Source organism: Nocardia otitidiscaviarum NBRC 14405 (assembly GCF_000308635.1).
Classification (GTDB): domain Bacteria; phylum Actinomycetota; class Actinomycetes; order Mycobacteriales; family Mycobacteriaceae; genus Nocardia; species Nocardia otitidiscaviarum.
The window spans coordinates 1-15,552 of record NZ_BAGD01000065.1; the positions used below are offsets into that span (position 1 = coordinate 1).

At 69.0% G+C, this 15,552-nt stretch carries 16 protein-coding genes, 1 pseudogene and 2 riboswitches; of the genes and pseudogenes, 8 read left to right on the plus strand and 9 right to left on the minus strand.

Annotation, left to right across the window (positions count from 1 at the left end; all coding sequences use genetic code 11):
- Together can and ON31_RS12325 are read left to right on the plus strand one after the other, a co-directional pair.
- Positions 1–734 (plus strand): annotated as a pseudogene (can, locus tag ON31_RS12320) (aconitate hydratase); the annotation flags it as partial.
- A 225-nt stretch (positions 735–959) separates the two neighbouring features.
- Positions 960–1,526, plus strand: a complete 567-nt coding sequence (locus tag ON31_RS12325) for a TetR/AcrR family transcriptional regulator (protein WP_029925007.1) — start codon at positions 960–962, stop codon at positions 1,524–1,526.
- A 30-nt stretch (positions 1,527–1,556) separates the two neighbouring features.
- Here the strand turns inward: ON31_RS12325 and ON31_RS12330 are convergent, their stop codons facing one another.
- On the minus strand, positions 1,557–1,916 hold the full coding sequence (locus tag ON31_RS12330; protein WP_039813063.1) for an MmcQ/YjbR family DNA-binding protein: 360 nt from the start codon (positions 1,914–1,916) through the stop codon (positions 1,557–1,559).
- Between the two features lie 54 nt (positions 1,917–1,970).
- Positions 1,971–2,483 (minus strand): MarR family winged helix-turn-helix transcriptional regulator, encoded by a 513-nt coding sequence (locus ON31_RS12335; RefSeq protein WP_169335010.1) that lies wholly within the window; start codon positions 2,481–2,483, stop codon positions 1,971–1,973.
- A 73-nt stretch (positions 2,484–2,556) separates the two neighbouring features.
- On the opposite strand from ON31_RS12335, the gene ON31_RS12340 reads away from it, so the two are divergent.
- The 4 genes from ON31_RS12340 (at position 2,557) to ON31_RS12355 (ending at position 5,269) form a co-directional block, all read left to right on the plus strand.
- The gene (locus ON31_RS12340) at positions 2,557–3,054 is read left to right on the plus strand and encodes a cupin domain-containing protein (RefSeq protein ID WP_039813067.1); all 498 of its coding nucleotides are present in this window, start codon (positions 2,557–2,559) and stop codon (positions 3,052–3,054) included.
- 155 nt (positions 3,055–3,209) lie between these two features.
- On the plus strand, positions 3,210–3,626 hold the full coding sequence (locus tag ON31_RS12345) for an acyl-CoA thioesterase (protein ID WP_029925001.1): 417 nt from the start codon (positions 3,210–3,212) through the stop codon (positions 3,624–3,626).
- 171 nt (positions 3,627–3,797) lie between these two features.
- Entirely contained in the window at positions 3,798–4,283 is a 486-nt protein-coding gene (locus tag ON31_RS12350) for a hypothetical protein (RefSeq protein ID WP_039813070.1), read from the plus strand.
- Positions 4,284–4,306: 23 nt separating this feature from the next.
- The gene (locus ON31_RS12355; RefSeq protein ID WP_039813071.1) at positions 4,307–5,269 is read left to right on the plus strand and encodes an MvdC/MvdD family ATP grasp protein; all 963 of its coding nucleotides are present in this window, start codon (positions 4,307–4,309) and stop codon (positions 5,267–5,269) included.
- A 63-nt stretch (positions 5,270–5,332) separates the two neighbouring features.
- Here the strand turns inward: ON31_RS12355 and ON31_RS12360 are convergent, their stop codons facing one another.
- Positions 5,333–5,584, minus strand: coding sequence for a helix-turn-helix domain-containing protein (locus ON31_RS12360; RefSeq protein WP_039813075.1), 252 nt, complete (start codon positions 5,582–5,584; stop codon positions 5,333–5,335).
- An 81-nt stretch (positions 5,585–5,665) separates the two neighbouring features.
- A complete protein-coding gene (locus ON31_RS12365) occupies positions 5,666–7,297 on the minus strand; it encodes an ABC-F family ATP-binding cassette domain-containing protein (RefSeq protein WP_039813078.1) in 1,632 nt (543 codons plus the stop codon).
- A gap of 361 nt (positions 7,298–7,658) precedes the next feature.
- On the opposite strand from ON31_RS12365, the gene ON31_RS12370 reads away from it, so the two are divergent.
- Together ON31_RS12370 and ON31_RS12375 are read left to right on the plus strand one after the other, a co-directional pair.
- Entirely contained in the window at positions 7,659–8,462 is an 804-nt protein-coding gene (locus ON31_RS12370; protein WP_039813081.1) for a VOC family protein, read from the plus strand.
- A 297-nt stretch (positions 8,463–8,759) separates the two neighbouring features.
- On the plus strand, positions 8,760–9,695 hold the full coding sequence (locus ON31_RS12375) for a cutinase family protein (protein WP_255222070.1): 936 nt from the start codon (positions 8,760–8,762) through the stop codon (positions 9,693–9,695).
- Positions 9,696–9,699: 4 nt separating this feature from the next.
- Here the strand turns inward: ON31_RS12375 and ON31_RS12380 are convergent, their stop codons facing one another.
- The 5 genes from ON31_RS12380 to pruA form a co-directional block, all read right to left on the minus strand.
- On the minus strand, positions 9,700–10,938 hold the full coding sequence (locus ON31_RS12380) for a YhgE/Pip domain-containing protein (RefSeq protein ID WP_051037140.1): 1,239 nt from the start codon (positions 10,936–10,938) through the stop codon (positions 9,700–9,702).
- Between the two features lie 48 nt (positions 10,939–10,986).
- Positions 10,987–11,361: a glycine cleavage system protein GcvH gene (gcvH, locus tag ON31_RS12385; protein ID WP_085996403.1), complete on the minus strand. Its 375-nt coding sequence runs from the start codon at positions 11,359–11,361 to the stop codon at positions 10,987–10,989.
- A 12-nt stretch (positions 11,362–11,373) separates the two neighbouring features.
- On the minus strand, positions 11,374–12,492 hold the full coding sequence (gene gcvT / locus ON31_RS12390) for a glycine cleavage system aminomethyltransferase GcvT (protein ID WP_039813084.1): 1,119 nt from the start codon (positions 12,490–12,492) through the stop codon (positions 11,374–11,376).
- 41 nt (positions 12,493–12,533) lie between these two features.
- Positions 12,534–12,627, minus strand: a riboswitch (glycine riboswitch).
- Positions 12,628–12,715, minus strand: a riboswitch (glycine riboswitch). It lies immediately after the preceding riboswitch.
- 139 nt (positions 12,716–12,854) lie between these two features.
- The gene (locus tag ON31_RS12395; RefSeq protein ID WP_039813087.1) at positions 12,855–13,823 is read right to left on the minus strand and encodes a proline dehydrogenase family protein; all 969 of its coding nucleotides are present in this window, start codon (positions 13,821–13,823) and stop codon (positions 12,855–12,857) included.
- Positions 13,820–15,475: an L-glutamate gamma-semialdehyde dehydrogenase gene (gene pruA, locus ON31_RS12400; RefSeq protein WP_039813090.1), complete on the minus strand. Its 1,656-nt coding sequence runs from the start codon at positions 15,473–15,475 to the stop codon at positions 13,820–13,822. Before pruA ends, ON31_RS12395 begins: the two co-directional genes overlap by 4 nt.
- Positions 15,476–15,552 lie beyond the last annotated feature (77 nt).

Below are 15,552 nucleotides of genomic sequence, written 5' to 3' on the forward strand. Positions count from 1 at the left end.
CCCCGGTCGAGGACATCAAGGGCGCGCGCGTGCTGGCGCTGCTGGGCGATTCGGTCACCACCGACCACATCTCCCCGGCCGGTCCGATCAAGCCGGGCACCCCGGCCGCGCAGTACCTCGACTCGCACGGCGTGGAGCGCAAGGACTACAACTCCCTGGGCTCGCGTCGCGGTAACCACGAGGTCATGATCCGTGGCACCTTCGCCAACATCCGGCTGCGCAACCAGCTGCTCGACGATGTCTCGGGTGGTTACACCCGCGACTTCACCCAGGAGGGCGGCCCGCAGGCGTTCATCTACGACGCCTCGCAGAACTACCAGAAGGCCGGTATCCCGCTGGTCGTGCTGGGCGGCAAGGAGTACGGCTCCGGTTCCTCGCGCGACTGGGCCGCGAAGGGCACCCGCCTGCTGGGCGTGAAGGCCGTCATCACCGAGTCGTTCGAGCGCATCCACCGCTCCAACCTCATCGGCATGGGCGTCGTTCCGCTGCAGTTCCCGGCCGGTGAGAGCGCCAAGTCGCTGGGTCTGGACGGCACGGAGACCTTCGATATCGAGGGCATCACCAAGCTGAACGAGGGTGTGACTCCGAAGACCTTGAAGGTGACCGCCACCAAGGAGAACGGCGAGAAGATCGTCTTCGACGCGGTCGTCCGCATCGACACCCCCGGTGAGGCGGACTACTACCGCAACGGCGGCATCCTGCAGTTCGTGCTGCGGAACATGATCCGCGGCTGATTCGCCGCCGTCCCCGCCCGCGGGGACGAGCCGTGTTGCGGCACAACCGAATAGCGAACTCCCCGGCATTCGTGCCGGGGACTCGCGTCCGGTATCGGTGGTAGGTGACGGGTCACGCCGTCACCTGCCGCGCGACCTGTCCGGGTCGCTTCGCTCGTCGCTCGTGCGGGGTGTGTGCGCCACTTCCGGCGTACGCGCCCCGCACAGATGGTTTCGGAGGAGTCCATGCCCAAGGTCAGTGACGACCACCTCGCCGCCCGGCGCGGCCAGATTCTCGACGGGGCCCGTCGATGCTTCGCCGAGTACGGTTACGAGGGTGCCACCGTGCGCCGCCTGGAAGAGGCGACCGGTCTGTCGCGCGGCGCGATCTTCCATCACTTCCGTGACAAGGACGCGCTCTTCCTCGCCCTGGCGCAGGAGGACACCGCCCGCATGGCCGAGGTCGCCGCCACCCAGGGCCTGGTGCAGGTGATGCGCGATATGCTCGCCCACCCCGAGGACTTCGACTGGCTCGGAACACGTTTGGAGATCGCGCGGCGGCTGCGCAACGATCCCGAATTCCGCGGCCACTGGGAGCAGCGCTCCGAGGAGCTCACCGCCGCTACCGTGGCGCGCCTGGAACGCCGCAAATCCGAAGGGGCGCTGCGCGACGACGTTCCCACCGAGGTGCTGCTCGGCTACCTCGACCTGGTGCTGGACGGACTCATCGCCCGCATCGCCTCCGGACACGCCGGGGACAACCTCTCGGCCGTCCTCGATCTGGTGGAGGCCTCGGTCCGCCGCAAGAACTGACCGCCACGTCGGGAAGCGCCGGACGCCGCACTACCGCGAGTCCAACTCCGCGACCAGCCGCTTCGGCGCGACGGCCCGATAGGCGTCCTCGACGATCTCGGCCACCTCGGCCCAGTCGACGGGCACATCCAGGTACATCCCGAGCCAGCCCCGATGCCCCACGTAGGGCGGACGGAAGAAGCGGGTGGGCGCGGCCGCGATCAGCTCCTCCTGGACGCCGGGCGGGGCCGCGCACCAGAATCCGAGCCGATCGTCGTGATGGTGGTCGGCGAACATCACGAACAGTTTCTTACCGCGCACGAACCAGCACGGCTCGCCGTGGCTGACGCGCTCGCTCACCTCCGGCAGCGCCAGGCACAGCGCCCGCAGGGATTCCAGTGGGTCGCTCATGAGCGGAGAATAGCGGCCCGGGTCCGGCGGCGGCTTGGACGAATGGGAAGCGGCTCAGGGCACCGTGCCGGACTCCCACGCGCGCAGCAGGATACGGCCGATCCGGTCGAGTTCCGCGCGCTCCGCATCGGTCAGCGGCGCCAGCATGCGCGTCTCGTTCTCGAGATGCGCGGTCACCACCTCGTCGACCAGTACGCGGCCCGCTGCGGTGAGCTCCACCCGGATCGCGCGCCGGTCCCCGGCATCGGCGACGCGGCGGACCAGCCCGGCCGATTCCAGCCGGTCCAGCCGACCGGTCATGCCCGCCCGCGACAGCATGAGCGTATCCGCGAGCACCGAGGGGTTCAGCTCGAAGGGTTCGCCCGAACGCCGCAGCGCCGCAAGCACATCGAATTCGCCGCGCTGTAGGCCGTAATCAGCGAATACGGCGTTGATCAGCCCTTCGCCCACCATCATGAGCCGACCGAGGCGCCCCAGGATCGCCATGGCGGTCAGGTCCAGATCGGGCCGTTCCCGCCGCCACTGCTCGGCGATGGCATCCACCGGGTCCGATGTCTTCTCACCCATGGACACGATTCTATTCGACGGTTTATAGTTCGGTATCTAACTATTTATCGCCGAACTATTTTTGGAGTCCGCCATGAACACCACCGACCCGCGGCCCGCCATCCGCTACCCCGGCGATGCGGAGACCCTCCGCACCACCGATGTCACCGTGCGCCTGCTCATCGACGCGCCCGAGGCGAACCAGGCCGCCAGCACCGTCGAGGTCACCATGGCGCCGGGCGCGGACGGCGCGGCACCGCACTACCACACCCGGTCCGACGAACTGTTCTACGTGGCCGACGGTGAACTCCAGGTCCTGGCCGGTGACCACATCACGACCGTCGGCGCGGGCGGCTCGATGATCGTCCCCCGGCTGATGCCGCACGCCTTCGGCGCCGCCCCGGCCAGTGGCGCTCGCATTCTGATCGCCCTCATGCCGGGGATCGAGCGTTTCGAGTACTTCCGGCTGCTGGAACGATTGGCACACGGCACCGCCACCGTCGAAGACCTCGCGGCATCCCAGGAGGAGTTCGACAACTGGTTCGTCGACGCCCCCGAATGGTGGGCCGAGCGCACGGCCGGTCGACGCTGACACGCCGTGGCCGCGACGTGAGCCGGGCGGGCGCGCCAACCCCGCGCAATGCGTTCGCCCGCTGGCGATCGCGGTGGTAGCCGGGCGGTCGCCGATGTGCTGAAGACCACCGCGCCGCCGGGAATGCGGCCCATCGTGGGAGGGTTTGTCCGGTTATGGCTTTCTCTGTGCCCGTCACCGTGCGCGGTTACGAACTCGATATCAACGGTCATCTGAATCAGGCCGTGTACCTGCAGTACGCCGAGCACGCTCGCTGGGAGCTCATGAAGGCGGCCGGCATCCCGGGCGAGAAGATGGTCGGATCGGGGATCGGCCCCGTGGTGCTGGAACAGACCCTGAAATACCAGCGCGAACTGCATCTCGGCGATGAAGTGACCGTGAGCTGCGAATTCCGCTGGAGCGGTGGCAAGGCGTTCCGCATGCACCAGGAGATCCGCAAACTGGACGACACCGTATCGGCCACTATCGACGTGGTGTGCGGCATCATGGATCTACGGCTGCGCAAGCTCGTCGCCGATCCCGCGGCCGCGCTGCGGGAGGTCGCGGAGTTCCCGGAGACGCTGGGCCTCTGAGCCCGATTGCGAACACCGAAAATCTTTCGGCGGTAGCGGTTTCCGCAGCGTCGACGCCGGTTTGCCGGTACGCCTGAAATCTTTCGTTGCGAACCGAACAGGCCATGTCGCGGGATATGATCTGGATCACGCTCGGCTCTACAGCAAATCCCGAGCAGATCGGAGTTCAGTATGACTGGCGCCCTTCGTCCACGTGTTTCCGCGCCACCGGGCACCGCAGCCCCACCCACCGCTACCGCCTCGCCACCGCTACCGGGCTACCTCGTCGATGCCACCGAACGCCATATTCGCGTGCGGGTCACCGACGGCACCTGGACCTTCCGCTGGGCCGACGTCCTGGCGCTGACCGACTGTGAGTTCGGGGCCCAGGGGCCGCGCCTCGGCGACGCCCGCCCCGTGCTGGTGCGCGTGCGCGCGGGCGCGACCGCCGACTTCACCCAGCGGCGGCGGATCGAGCTCACCGAGCGCCCGCTGACCCTGCCGCAGGACCACACGCCCACCCGCGGGGACGACGAACTGGCGCGGCTCACCGAAAGCTGGGCTCGCCGCCTGGAACTCACCACCGGCCCCGGCATCGGCGGCGCGACCATGACCTGCTGCCAGACCCGTTCGCATTCCGGTAGCGACGACGGCGCGGCCTGCGACAGTCTCGACTGACGAGCCGATCGAGGCTCACCGATATGACAGCCCGCACAACGGGTTCGGTGCTCATAGTGACCGAGTCCGACGATCTCCATGGCGACGCCCTCGCCGTGACCCTGCGAAAGCATCACGGGCTCACCCCGATTCGGCTCGATATGCGCGACTTTCCGCGCGAGAACGGGACTTTCCGCCTCGCCCGTGACGGCACCGCCCGCAGTCTGTCCCATGTGCTCGGACTCGATGACGTGGTCTCGGTGTGGTGGCGTCGCCCGCACCCCTGCCTGGTGCCCGGCAGCGCACAGCACGGCGACGACGCGTACCGGCAGGCCGAATGCGACGGCTTCCTGCAGGGCATGCTCTGGTCCATACCGGCGCTGTGGGTGAACGATCCGGGGGCCGACCGCACCGCCACCCGCAAGATCGTGCAGTTGGAGACGGCCTATCGCGCCGGATTCGCCATTCCGGAAACCCTGATCACCAATGACGCCGAGGAGGCGCGCGCCTTCGTCGAGTCCCGCCCCGGCCCGGTGGTGTACAAGCGCACCGGCACCGGACGCGGCCCGTTCACCGAGACCCGCGTCGTCACACCGGGCGAGCTGACGCGGCTGCCCTCGATCCGCCACTCCCCCACCACGTTCCAGGACTACATCGTCGCCGCCTACGACCTGCGGGTGGTGTGGGTCGACGGGCTGGAGTGGGCGGTGCGCATCGACTCGCAATCCGGTGTGGGCCAGGTCGATTCGCGCCTGGACACCTCGGTCGCCTTCACCCCGGAACGCCTGCCCGCCGCGGTGAGCAAATCGCTGACCACCCTGATGGGCGCGCTGGGGCTCAGTTTCGGCGTGCTCGACCTGCGGGTGGGCCTCGACGGCGAGTTCTACTTCCTCGAGGTCAACCCGCAGGGCCAGTTCGCGTACCTGGAGATCAAGACCGGGCTCCCGATCTTCCGGAGCCTGGCCAATCTTCTGGTGTTCGGCGACGGCACCGTGCCCGACTACTGAGCGGCACACGCGACACCGTCGTGCGGCACCACTCGCCGTGGCGCCGCACGTCGGCGAAATCGCCTACTTGCTGGCGGATTTGGCGCTGGACTTGCGCCGGTTCGCCCCACCCCGGCTGCGGAGTTGCACATGCGACTCCACGAGCACATTGTGGATGAAACCGTACGACCGCCCGGTCTCCCGCGCCAGCGAGCGGATGCTCGCCCCAGCCTCGTACTGCTTCTTGAGCTGGGTTTGCAGGCGATCTCGCGACTTTCCGGTGACGCGCGTGCCTTTACCCAATCCGGCTTTACCCTGTGCGGGCCTGTCACTCATGGCTTCCTCCGAGTCGCCCTGCAGCCTCTTTCCAGGCTAGACACTCGGAGAGCTGTGATCAACGGATTCCTGTGATGAGAATCACGCCAGCTGAATGAGTTCCAGATAATCCTGCGACCAGTGGTCCTCGGTACCGTCCGGAAGCATGATCACACGCTCGGGGTTCAGCGCCTCGGCGGCGCCCGGGTCGTGGGTCACCAGCACCACCGCGCCCGCATAACTGCGCAGCGCGTCGAGCACCTGTTCGCGCGAGACCGGGTCGAGGTTGTTGGTCGGCTCGTCGAGCAACAACACGTTGGCCGCCGAGGACACCAGACCCGCGAGCGCCAGTCGGGTCTTCTCACCGCCGGACAACGTGCCCGCGGGCTGCTCCAGCTGCGGGCCGGAGAACATGAACGCGCCCAGCAGGCCGCGCAGGTCCTGTTCGCCCGCGTCGGGGGCGGCGTGCCGGATGTTCTCCCACACGCTGGCCCGATCGTCCAGGGTGTCGTGCTCCTGGGCGAAATAGCCGACCTTCAAACCGTGCCCGGGTTCGAGCTCACCCGCGGTGGGGGTCTCCACGCCCGCGAGCAGCCGCAGCAGCGTGGTCTTGCCCGCACCGTTGAGGCCGAGGATCACCACCCGGCTGCCGCGGTCGATGGCCAGGTCCACACCGGTGAAGATCTCCAGTGAGCCATACAGTTTGGTGAGGTTCTTGGCCATGAGCGGCGTCTTGCCGCAGGCCGCGGGTTCGGGGAACTTGATCCGCGCCACCTTGTCGGCCACGCGCACCTCGTCCGCCTCCGCCAACATGCGCTCGGCGCGCTTCAGCATATTCTGCGCGGCAACGGCTTTGGTGGCCTTCGCGCCCATCTTCGCGGCCTGCTGCTTGAGCGCGGACGCCTTCTTCTCGGCATTGGCGCGTTCGCGGCGGCGGCGCTGCTCATCGGTGGCGCGGGCGTCGAGGTACTTCTTCCAGCCCATGTTGTAGATATCGGCCTCACCGCGCACGGCGTCGAGGAACCACACCTTGTTCACCACGTCGGCCAGCAGCTCCACATCGTGGGAGATGACGATGAGGCCGCCGTCGTGATTCTGCAGAAAGCCGCGCAGCCAGGTGATGGAGTCGGCGTCGAGGTGGTTGGTGGGCTCGTCCAGCAGCAGCGTGGTGTCGGATTTGCCGCCGGAGCCGTCCGAGGCGGCGAACAGGATGCGCGCCAACTCGATTCGCCGGCGCTGACCGCCGGAGAGGGTGCGCAGCGCCTGGGCCAGCACCCGGTCGGGCAGGCCCAGGCTGTGACAGATGCGCGCCGCCTCGCTCTCGGCGACATAGCCACCCAGGGCCGAGAAGCGCTCCTCCAGGCGACCGTACTTGCGAATGGCCTTCTCCCGCTCGCCGTCGTCGACCACCTCGGCCATGAGCGCCTGCTGCTTCTCCATATCGCGCAGCAGCTTGTCCAGACCGCGCGCCGACAGCACCCGGTCCTTGGCCAGCACGTCGAGATCGCCCTCGCGCGGATCCTGCGGCAGATAGCCGATATCGCCGGAGCGAATCACCTTGCCCGCGTAGGGTTCCCCCTCGCCCGCGAGAATCCGCAGGGTGGTGGTCTTGCCCGCGCCGTTGCGCCCGACGAGACCGATCCGGTCACCGGCCTGCACCCGCAGCGCCGACCCGGGTGCGGTCAGCAGGGTGCGGACTCCGGCCCGGACCTCCAGATCGGTCGCGGTGATCACACAGGTCTCCTCGGTACGCGGCGGATGGCAAACGTGTCGATTGTGCGTCCCCTCGACACACAAGAACCACCGATTTTACCGCCGACACCCCGGTTGGGCCGAATCGAGCGTATCGCCCGCAACCGGACACCCGGGCCGCTCACCTGCGCGATCCGCGCGCGAGGACCGCCACCACGGTCCCCGGCGTCCGACAGTGACACATCTCACCGCCGTGAACGCGTTCCGGCGCTGCCGCGCCCGGCCCGACCGGCGTCGCATCCGCCGCACTTTCGCCCGGTCGCCACGGGCACGGTGTGGTTAGCTGATCATGTGCTGCAAGTCGGACAAATATCCCGCCCGAATGAACTCAGGAGGTCCGATCATGCCCACCCGTGATTCCGCGTGGCCGCAGGGCACACCGTGCTGGGTCGACTGCTCGGTGGACGACCCGGCCGCCGCCCGCGAGTTCTATTCGCGCCTGCTGGGGTGGGAGGTGCTCGACAGCCCGCCCGAGGCGGGCGGATACCTGATGGCGATGCTGAACGGACGCGCCGCGGCCGGAATCGGTCCGAAGATGGGCGACGGGCCCATGCCGTCGGTGTGGACCACCTACTTCGCCGCCGACGACGTGGACGCCGTCGCGGCGGCCGTCAGCGCGGCGGGCGGCACCGTGTACGCGCCGCCGTTCGACGTGATGGACGTGGGGCGCATGTGCGTCGCCGCGGACACCGACGGCGCCGTCTTCGGGGTCTGGCAGGCCAAGGCGCACACCGGGGCGGAGATCTGCAACGAGCCGGGCGCGTACTGCTGGAACGAGCTGCACACCAATCGGTTCGCACAGGCGAAGCAGTTCTACCTGAGCGTCTTCGGATGGTCGTACCACACCGTGAGCGATACCGACCGGTTCCGCTACGCCACCTTCTCCACCCCGGGTTCCGCCGCCGAGGTGGGCGGCCTCATGGACTCCACCACCATGCCCGGCGAGACGCCGTCCTACTGGCTGGCCTGGTTCCAGACCGCCGATGCCGACACCAGCCTCGCCACGGCGCGCGAACTCGGCGCGAACGTGCTGATGGGCCCGGAGGACAGTGCGTTCGGGCGCATGGGCATCGTGCAGGGGCCGCAGGGTGAGGTGTTCGGGCTCATCGACACCACGCGCACGGTCGGCGACGCCCCGACCAACTGATTCCGGCCCCGGAGCACCGGGCCGCGAACGACCCGGTGCCCGACCGTCGGCACCTCGGCGCGACCGATCCACCGTCCGCGCGTGCTGGACGGCCCGGGGTGATCCACCCGTTTCGAACGGTTTGCCGATCGGTCGCCGACACTTGCGATCAAACAACAACCGGACCACCCGGTTCTTGGTATCTTCTGCCCGGAGCGCCGCCGTCCACCGGGCTTGGAGCTCGGGACGCGGATATCGCGGCGCTGTCGCGCGATCTGGAGGAGTCAGTCCGAACGTTCCGAACAAGGAGTGTGCGCCTTGTCTTTTCGAACTACCCGATCGTCCTCGGCGGCCTGGGGCCTGGCCGCGGCCGCCGTGGTGGCCGCGTCCGGAGCGCTGTACACCGCGGATGCGCCCCCGGCCGCCGCCGTCCCGAACGCCTGTCCAGACCTCAATGTGATCGCCGTGCCCGGCACCTGGGAGACCTCCAAGGAGGAACCTAGCCAGGGCATGCTGGCCCAGGTCACCCAGGGCTTGCCGGGCAATGTGCGCACCGATTACGTGACCTATGCGGCCACCGCCCTGCCGTGGGAGGGCGCGGTCTACGGGCGGTCCAAGAAGGAGGCCGTCGACACCGCGCGCGGTCTGCTCTCAACCACCGCGGCCCGTTGCGACGCAACGCGTTTCGCACTCATCGGCTACAGCCAGGGCGCCGATGCGGCCGGTGATCTGGCCGCCGAGATCGGCACCGGATTCGGTGTGGTGCCGCCGGACCGGATCGCGGCGGTCGGCCTGATGTCGGATCCGCGCCGCTCCCCCGCCGACGCGCTGGTGGGCCCGCCGGTGCCCGGCGCGGGTGCGGGCGGAGCGCGGGTCGGCGGCTTCGGCTGGCTGTCGGACAAGGTGCGCACCTTCTGCGCGGAGGGCGATCTGTACTGTTCGGTGCCCAATGACGATCTCGCCGGGCGCTTCGCGGGCTTCGCCACCCAGCTGTCCGCGCCGGATCCGCTGCAGGTCGGCAATTACGCCTACACACTGCAATCGATTCTGGCCGAGGCGCTCATTCCGGGCGGCACCGCCATTCTGGCCGCTCCGGCCGAGGATCCGGCCGGTGAGCAGTGGGTGCGCCAGGTGCAGGAATTCCTGGTCTCCGGTGTGCACCAGTCCTATCCGCGCTATGTGGTGGACGGGAGCGGTGCGACCGCCACGCACTGGCTGCACAACTGGCTGGCCGACGTGGCCGTGGCCGACTGAGCGGTCACGCCGCGGCGGCGGATGTGCGCGCCCGCAGACGGTCGTAGCCGAGGGTGGTCGCGACGCCCAGCCCGACCGCGATCGCGACGCCGAGCGTGCACATCCCCACCGCGCGGGTCAGGCCCGCGTCGGCGCGGGCGTCGAAGTACAGGATCGAACGGATGCCGAGATAGACCTGGTGCATCGGCTCGAATCGCGACAGTGCCCCGTATGCCGGCGGCGTGGCCTCGATGGGCACGATGCCGCCGGACGACGGCAGCCCCAAGGCCAGGAAGAGCAGCATATTGATGGGCATGCCGAGGGTGTTGAGCACCGGCAGCCGCAGCGCCGTCGCCGCGGTGGCGACCACCGTCAGAATGGTCATGGCGGTCATGCCGATGGCGAGTGAGGCGTAGGCGCTGAACAGGTAGAGCGCCGCGTGATGGTCCATCGGCATGCCCAGCGCCGCGGCGATGAGCTGATAGACACCGGCCATCACCACCGCCACCACGGCCGCGAGCCCCCACTTGTAGAGCAGCACCCGCCAGCGCGAGATCCCGGTGTCGCGCGCTACGGCCGCGTCCACGCCGCCATTGATGAGCAGGCTGCCGGTGAATCCGGCGAAGACCACCAGCAGCGTGTAGTAGAAGGCCGAGATGCCGTTGGCGCTGCCCGCGGGCAGCGGATGGAATTCGACGACCGACACCCGGATCGGTTCGGCGAGGGTGATCAGGGCGGCATCGGACAGCGGCACCCCGTTCACCCGCGCCCGGTCCAGCACGTCCGCGCCGAGTTCACGGTTGGCACGCTCCAGCACCGGATTCACGAGCCGCTCCGCCAACGAGACCGCCGTGGCACCGGTGCGCGGATTGGTCCGGATCTCGACCACCGGTGGCGCGCCCACGCCGGTGGGCTGTTCGAGGGCGGTCACCCGGGTGCTGAAGTCGGCGGGAATCACGATGGCGGCGTACGCCTTTCCCGCCGACAGCACCGATTCCGCGGTCGCGGCGTCGGTCGCCCGGAGGCTGACCTGATCACCCCGCAGCCCGGCGGTCACAGTATCGGCCACGGCGGCGCCGTACTCGCCCCGATCCTCTTTCACCAGCAGCAGCGGGAAGTCGTGCAGATTGCGCTGCGGATCGAGAATACTGGCCAGATACGACAGCGCCAGCAGACTCAGCAACCCCATCGCGACCAGCAGAGGAACCGCCCAGAGCTGGTGCTCTCGGCGGGGTGGGACCGGATTCGGCGCGTCGGTCGGCACTCACCCGACGCTAGCAGCACACCCGGAGCGAACGTTCGTCGTGGGTGGTCAGTCGCCGGTCAGGGCGGCGTAGGCGGTGGCGTCCAGCAGCGCACCGGTGGATTCGACCCGCACCCGGAACAGCCAGCCCGCACCGTACGGGTCGGAGTTGACCGTATCCGGATCGTCGACGACCGCGGCATTGATCTCCACGACCTCGCCCGTCACCGGCGAGTACAGGTCGCTGACGGATTTGGTGGACTCGATCTCACCGCAGACCTCCCCCTGCGCGACGCGGTCGCCGACGGCGGGCAGTTGCACGAAGACCACGTCACCGAGCGACGAGGCGGCGAAGTCGGTGACGCCCACGGTGGCGGTGCCGTCGACGACATGCAGCCACTCGTGCTCTTCGGTGTAGCTCAGATGTTCGGGAAAACCCATGATGGACGACCTCTTTCAGGAGCGGGAGTAGAAGGGCAGGGCGGTGGTCTCGACCGGTTCGCGACGGCCGCGCACATCGATGGTCAAGGCGGTGCCGGGGGCCGCGTGGTCGCTGTCCACCATGGCCATGGCGATGGGCACGCCCAGGGTGGGAGAAAGCGCACCGCTGGTGACCACGCCGACCGCTCGGTCGTCGGCGTAGATCCCGTAGCCGTGGCGACCGGCGCGGCGGCCGGATCCGATGAGCCCCACCAGCGTTCGGCCGCCGCCCACCTGCTCGCGGGCGGCCAGCGCGGTTCGCCCGACGAAAGTACCCGGCTTGTCGAACTTCACGACCCGGCCGAGGCCGACGTCGAACGGAGTCACACCGACATGGAGTTCGTTGCCGTACAACGGCATTCCCGCCTCCAACCGCAGGGTGTCGCGGCAGGCCAGACCCGCGGGCAGCAGGCCGTGCGCTGCCCCGGCCACGCTCAGCGCCCGCCAGATGTCGGCGGCCCGCTCGGGCGCGCAGTACACCTCGAAACCGTCCTCACCGGTGTAGCCGGTGCGTGCCAGCAGCACATCGACTCCGGCGATCCGGGCGGGCATGCCGGCGTAGTACTTCAGCGGACTCGGATCGACATCGGTCACGGCACCGACGATCGCCGCCGAGCGCGGCCCCTGCACCGCGATGAGGGCGTAGTCGGTCGAACGGTTCGCCACCTCCGCGGCGAACCCGTGCGCCCGATCACGAAGCAGGATGTAGACGATCTCGGCATTGGCGGCATTGGCGACCACCAGGAATCGCTGCTCGGCCAGCCGGTACACCACCAGATCGTCGAGGACGCCGCCGTTGTCGTGGCAGAGCATGGTGTAGCGGGCGCGGCCGACCGGCACCGCCGACAGCCGCCCGACCAGTGCGAAGTCCAGCATGCGCGCGGCCTCCGGCCCGGACACCTCGATCTCGCCCATATGCGAGAGGTCGAAGATCCCGGCGGCCTCCCGCACCGCGCGGTGCTCGGCGAGTTCGCTGCCGTAGCGCACGGGCATGCGCCATCCGGCGAAGTCGATGAAGACGGCGCCGTGCTCGGCGTGGACGGCTTCCAAGGGTAACGACGTGCGGGTGGGCACGCCGTCGCGAGCGACAGTCATGGGAGGTCCTCGAGTCGACCGGGACGCTACCCGGTGTCCGGAACTCCCCCTCTGTCATGGAACCTGAGAGCTTCACCGCCGCAGGCGGTTTGCACCGTGGGTGAGGCGCTCGGTGCGCCTGCTTTCCAGAGTGGCCTGGTCGATGCGGTACCTGTACCTGAGAGATTCCGGGGAGTTTGCTCCTTCGGCGCCCCGCTGCCGGGGACTCTCCCGCTACGACTCGTCGCGGCCCGATATGCGGTTGTGGCGGTCAGCATAGGCGAAGACCGCGCGCGAGGCATCCTTCGCCCCGCGCGCGGTCGCCGATCCCGGTGGGTGCGGCGGTCTTGGCGTCGGGTCACGCGGCACCGCGCCGGGTCGGTTCACTTCCGCGGTGCCGCCGCCCGCAGGAAGAACATGAGGTTGGCGGGCCGCTCGGCCAGGCGCCGCACGAAGTAGGCGTACCACTGGTCGCCGAAGGGCACGTACACCCGCAGCCGCTGCCCCAGTCCCGCCAGCCGGGCCTGTTCCTCCGCGCGCACGCCGTAGAGCATCTGGTATTCGAAGTCGTCGGTGCCTCGCCGCGCGGTGGTGGCCAACAGCGCGGCCGACCCGATCAGGGCCGGATCGTGGGTGGCGACCATGGGATACCCCTTGCCCGCCATGAGGATGCGCAGACAGCGCAGGTAGGCCGCGTCCACGTCGCGGCGGCCGCGGTGGGCGACGGTCGCGGGTTCGTCGTAGGCGCCCTTGCACAGCCGGATGCGCGCGCCCGCGTCGGCGAACTCCTCGCAGTCGGCCTCGGTGCGGCGCAGATACGCCTGGAGTACCGTGCCCACCGTGTCCGGGTGGTCGCGGCGCAGTTCGCGCACGATGGCCAGGGTGGAATCGGTGGTGGTGTGGTCCTCGGCGTCGAAGGTCACCCAGATGCCCCGCGCGGCGGCGGCCTCGACAATGGTGCGGGCGTGGGCGAGGGCGGTGTCCTGCCCGGTACCGGGCAGCGACCGACCGAGGGCGGAGAGCTTGACCGACACCTCGAGTGGCCGCGGACGGTCGTCCGGCGTATCCGACCCAAGGTCCGACAGGGCGCGCAGCAGCGTCTCGTATTCACGCACCACCTGCTGCGCCTGTTCCGGCCGGGTGATGTCCTCGCCGAGATAGTCGACGGTGACCGATAGGCTCTGCTGCCGTAGCGCACGCACCACCGCCAGCACGGCATCGGTGGTGTCGCCCGCGACGAAGCGGTCGACGAGGCCGCGGGTCACCGGCATGCGGGTGACGGCCTGCTCGAGGCACGCCGAACGCGCGGCGGCCAGCAGCGCCGGTCGCAGCGGATTGCGCGACATGCTCATCGTCCCTCCTCGGATTCCGGTCGCTGGTGCGGATACTCGTGCGACCGGGCGGGGACGAACGTCTCCTTGATCGAGCGCGGCGAGGTCCAGCGCAGCAGGTTCAGCGGCGATCCGGCCTTGTCGTTGGTGCCCGACGCGCGTGCGCCGCCGAACGGCTGCTGCCCCACCACCGCACCGGTGGGCTTGTCGTTGACGTAGAAGTTCCCGGCCGCGAAACGCAACGCCGCGCCGGCCTTGTCGATGGCGTGGCGGTCCTGGGCGAGGATCGCCCCGGTGAGCGCGTAACCGCTGCCGGAGTCGACCATCCGCAATACCTCGTCGAAGGCGTCGGCGCGGCTGTCGTCGTAGACGTGCAGGGCGAGAATCGGTCCGAAGTACTCGGTGGCGAAGGCCGTGTCGGTGGGATCGTCACCGAGCAGCAGGGTCGGCGCGATGAAGTAGCCGACGCTGTCGTCGTAGGTGCCGCCCGCCGCGATGGTCAGTCCGGCGGTGGCCTTGGCCCGCTCGATGGCGGCGGCATTGCGGTCGAAGGCACGGCGATCGATCACGGCCCCACCGAAATTCGTGAAGTCCGTGATGTCGCCGTAGGTCAGCGAACCGATTCGGCCGATCAGCTCGTCACCCATGCGTGCCCACAGCGAACGGGGGACGAAGGCGCGCGAGGCGGCCGAGCACTTCTGCCCCTGGTATTCGTACGCGCCGCGAATCAGCGCGGTGATCAGGGCCTCAGGGTCGGCGGAGGGATGGGCGAGCACGAAATCCTTGCCGCCGGTCTCGCCGACCAGTCTCGGGTAGCCGTGGTAGCGCTCGATGCGGCTGCCGACCTCGCGCCACAGGTGCTGGAAGGTGCTGGTGGAGCCGGTGAAATGGATGCCGGCGAGCCGTGGATCGTGCAGCGTCACCTCGGAGACCTCGGGGCCGTACCCGTGCACGAGATTGATCACGCCCGGCGGCAGTCCGGCGGCCTCGAGCAGGCGCATGGTGTGGTAGGCGGCCACGGCCTGGGTGACCGAGGGCTTCCACACCACCGTATTGCCCATGAGCGCGGGTGCGGTCGGCAGATTGCCCGCGATGGCCGTGAAGTTGAACGGCGTCACGGCGTAGACGAACCCTTCCAGGGGCCGGTGATCCATCCGGTTCCACACCCCCGGCGCGGAATTGGGCTGCTCTGCCAGGATCTGCCGCGCGAAGTGCACATTGAACCGCCAGAAGTCCACCAGTTCGCAGGGTGCGTCGATCTCGGCCTGGTATGCGGTCTTGGATTGGCCCAACATGGTTGCGGCGGCGATGGTTTCGCGCCAGGGACCGGCCAGCAGGTCGGCGGCGCGCAGGAAGACCGCCGCGCGTTCGTCGAAGGGCAACTCCCGCCACGCGGGTGCGGCGGCAGTGGCCGCCTCGACGGCCGCCTGCGCATCGGCCGCGTTGGCCGTGGTCAGCGTACCGAGTACGGCGGCGTGCCGATGGGGTTGCACCACATCGACGCGCTCCCCGCCTCCGGTCCGATGCACGCCGTCGATGACATGGCGAATATCGGTGGGCTCGGCCGACAGCGTGTCGAGCGCCGTGCGCAGGCGGGCCCGTTCGGGGCTGCCCGGCGCGTACTGATTGACCGGTTCATTGGTCGGTGCGGGCACCGTGGTGATCGCGTCCATATCGAGCAATAAACCCGAAAACCGCCCCCATGTGATTGGCCGATCGGATGAAATGGGACAGAGGATTTCGTTCGATG

Coding starts and splice junctions, on each gene's coding strand:
- ON31_RS12340 (WP_039813067.1), top strand. CDS start 2,557: ATGAACACCACCGACCCGCGGCCCGCCATCCGCTACCCCGGCGATGCG.
- gcvT (WP_039813084.1), bottom strand. CDS start 12,492: ATGACTGTCGCTCGCGACGGCGTGCCCACCCGCACGTCGTTACCCTTG.
- ON31_RS12370 (WP_039813081.1), top strand. CDS start 7,659: ATGCCCACCCGTGATTCCGCGTGGCCGCAGGGCACACCGTGCTGGGTC.
- ON31_RS12325 (WP_029925007.1), top strand. CDS start 960: ATGCCCAAGGTCAGTGACGACCACCTCGCCGCCCGGCGCGGCCAGATT.
- ON31_RS12335 (WP_169335010.1), bottom strand. CDS start 2,483: ATGGGTGAGAAGACATCGGACCCGGTGGATGCCATCGCCGAGCAGTGG.
- ON31_RS12345 (WP_029925001.1), top strand. CDS start 3,210: ATGGCTTTCTCTGTGCCCGTCACCGTGCGCGGTTACGAACTCGATATC.
- ON31_RS12355 (WP_039813071.1), top strand. CDS start 4,307: ATGACAGCCCGCACAACGGGTTCGGTGCTCATAGTGACCGAGTCCGAC.
- ON31_RS12330 (WP_039813063.1), bottom strand. CDS start 1,916: ATGAGCGACCCACTGGAATCCCTGCGGGCGCTGTGCCTGGCGCTGCCG.
- ON31_RS12350 (WP_039813070.1), top strand. CDS start 3,798: ATGACTGGCGCCCTTCGTCCACGTGTTTCCGCGCCACCGGGCACCGCA.
- ON31_RS12395 (WP_039813087.1), bottom strand. CDS start 13,823: ATGAGCATGTCGCGCAATCCGCTGCGACCGGCGCTGCTGGCCGCCGCG.
- pruA (WP_039813090.1), bottom strand. CDS start 15,475: ATGGACGCGATCACCACGGTGCCCGCACCGACCAATGAACCGGTCAAT.
- ON31_RS12360 (WP_039813075.1), bottom strand. CDS start 5,584: ATGAGTGACAGGCCCGCACAGGGTAAAGCCGGATTGGGTAAAGGCACG.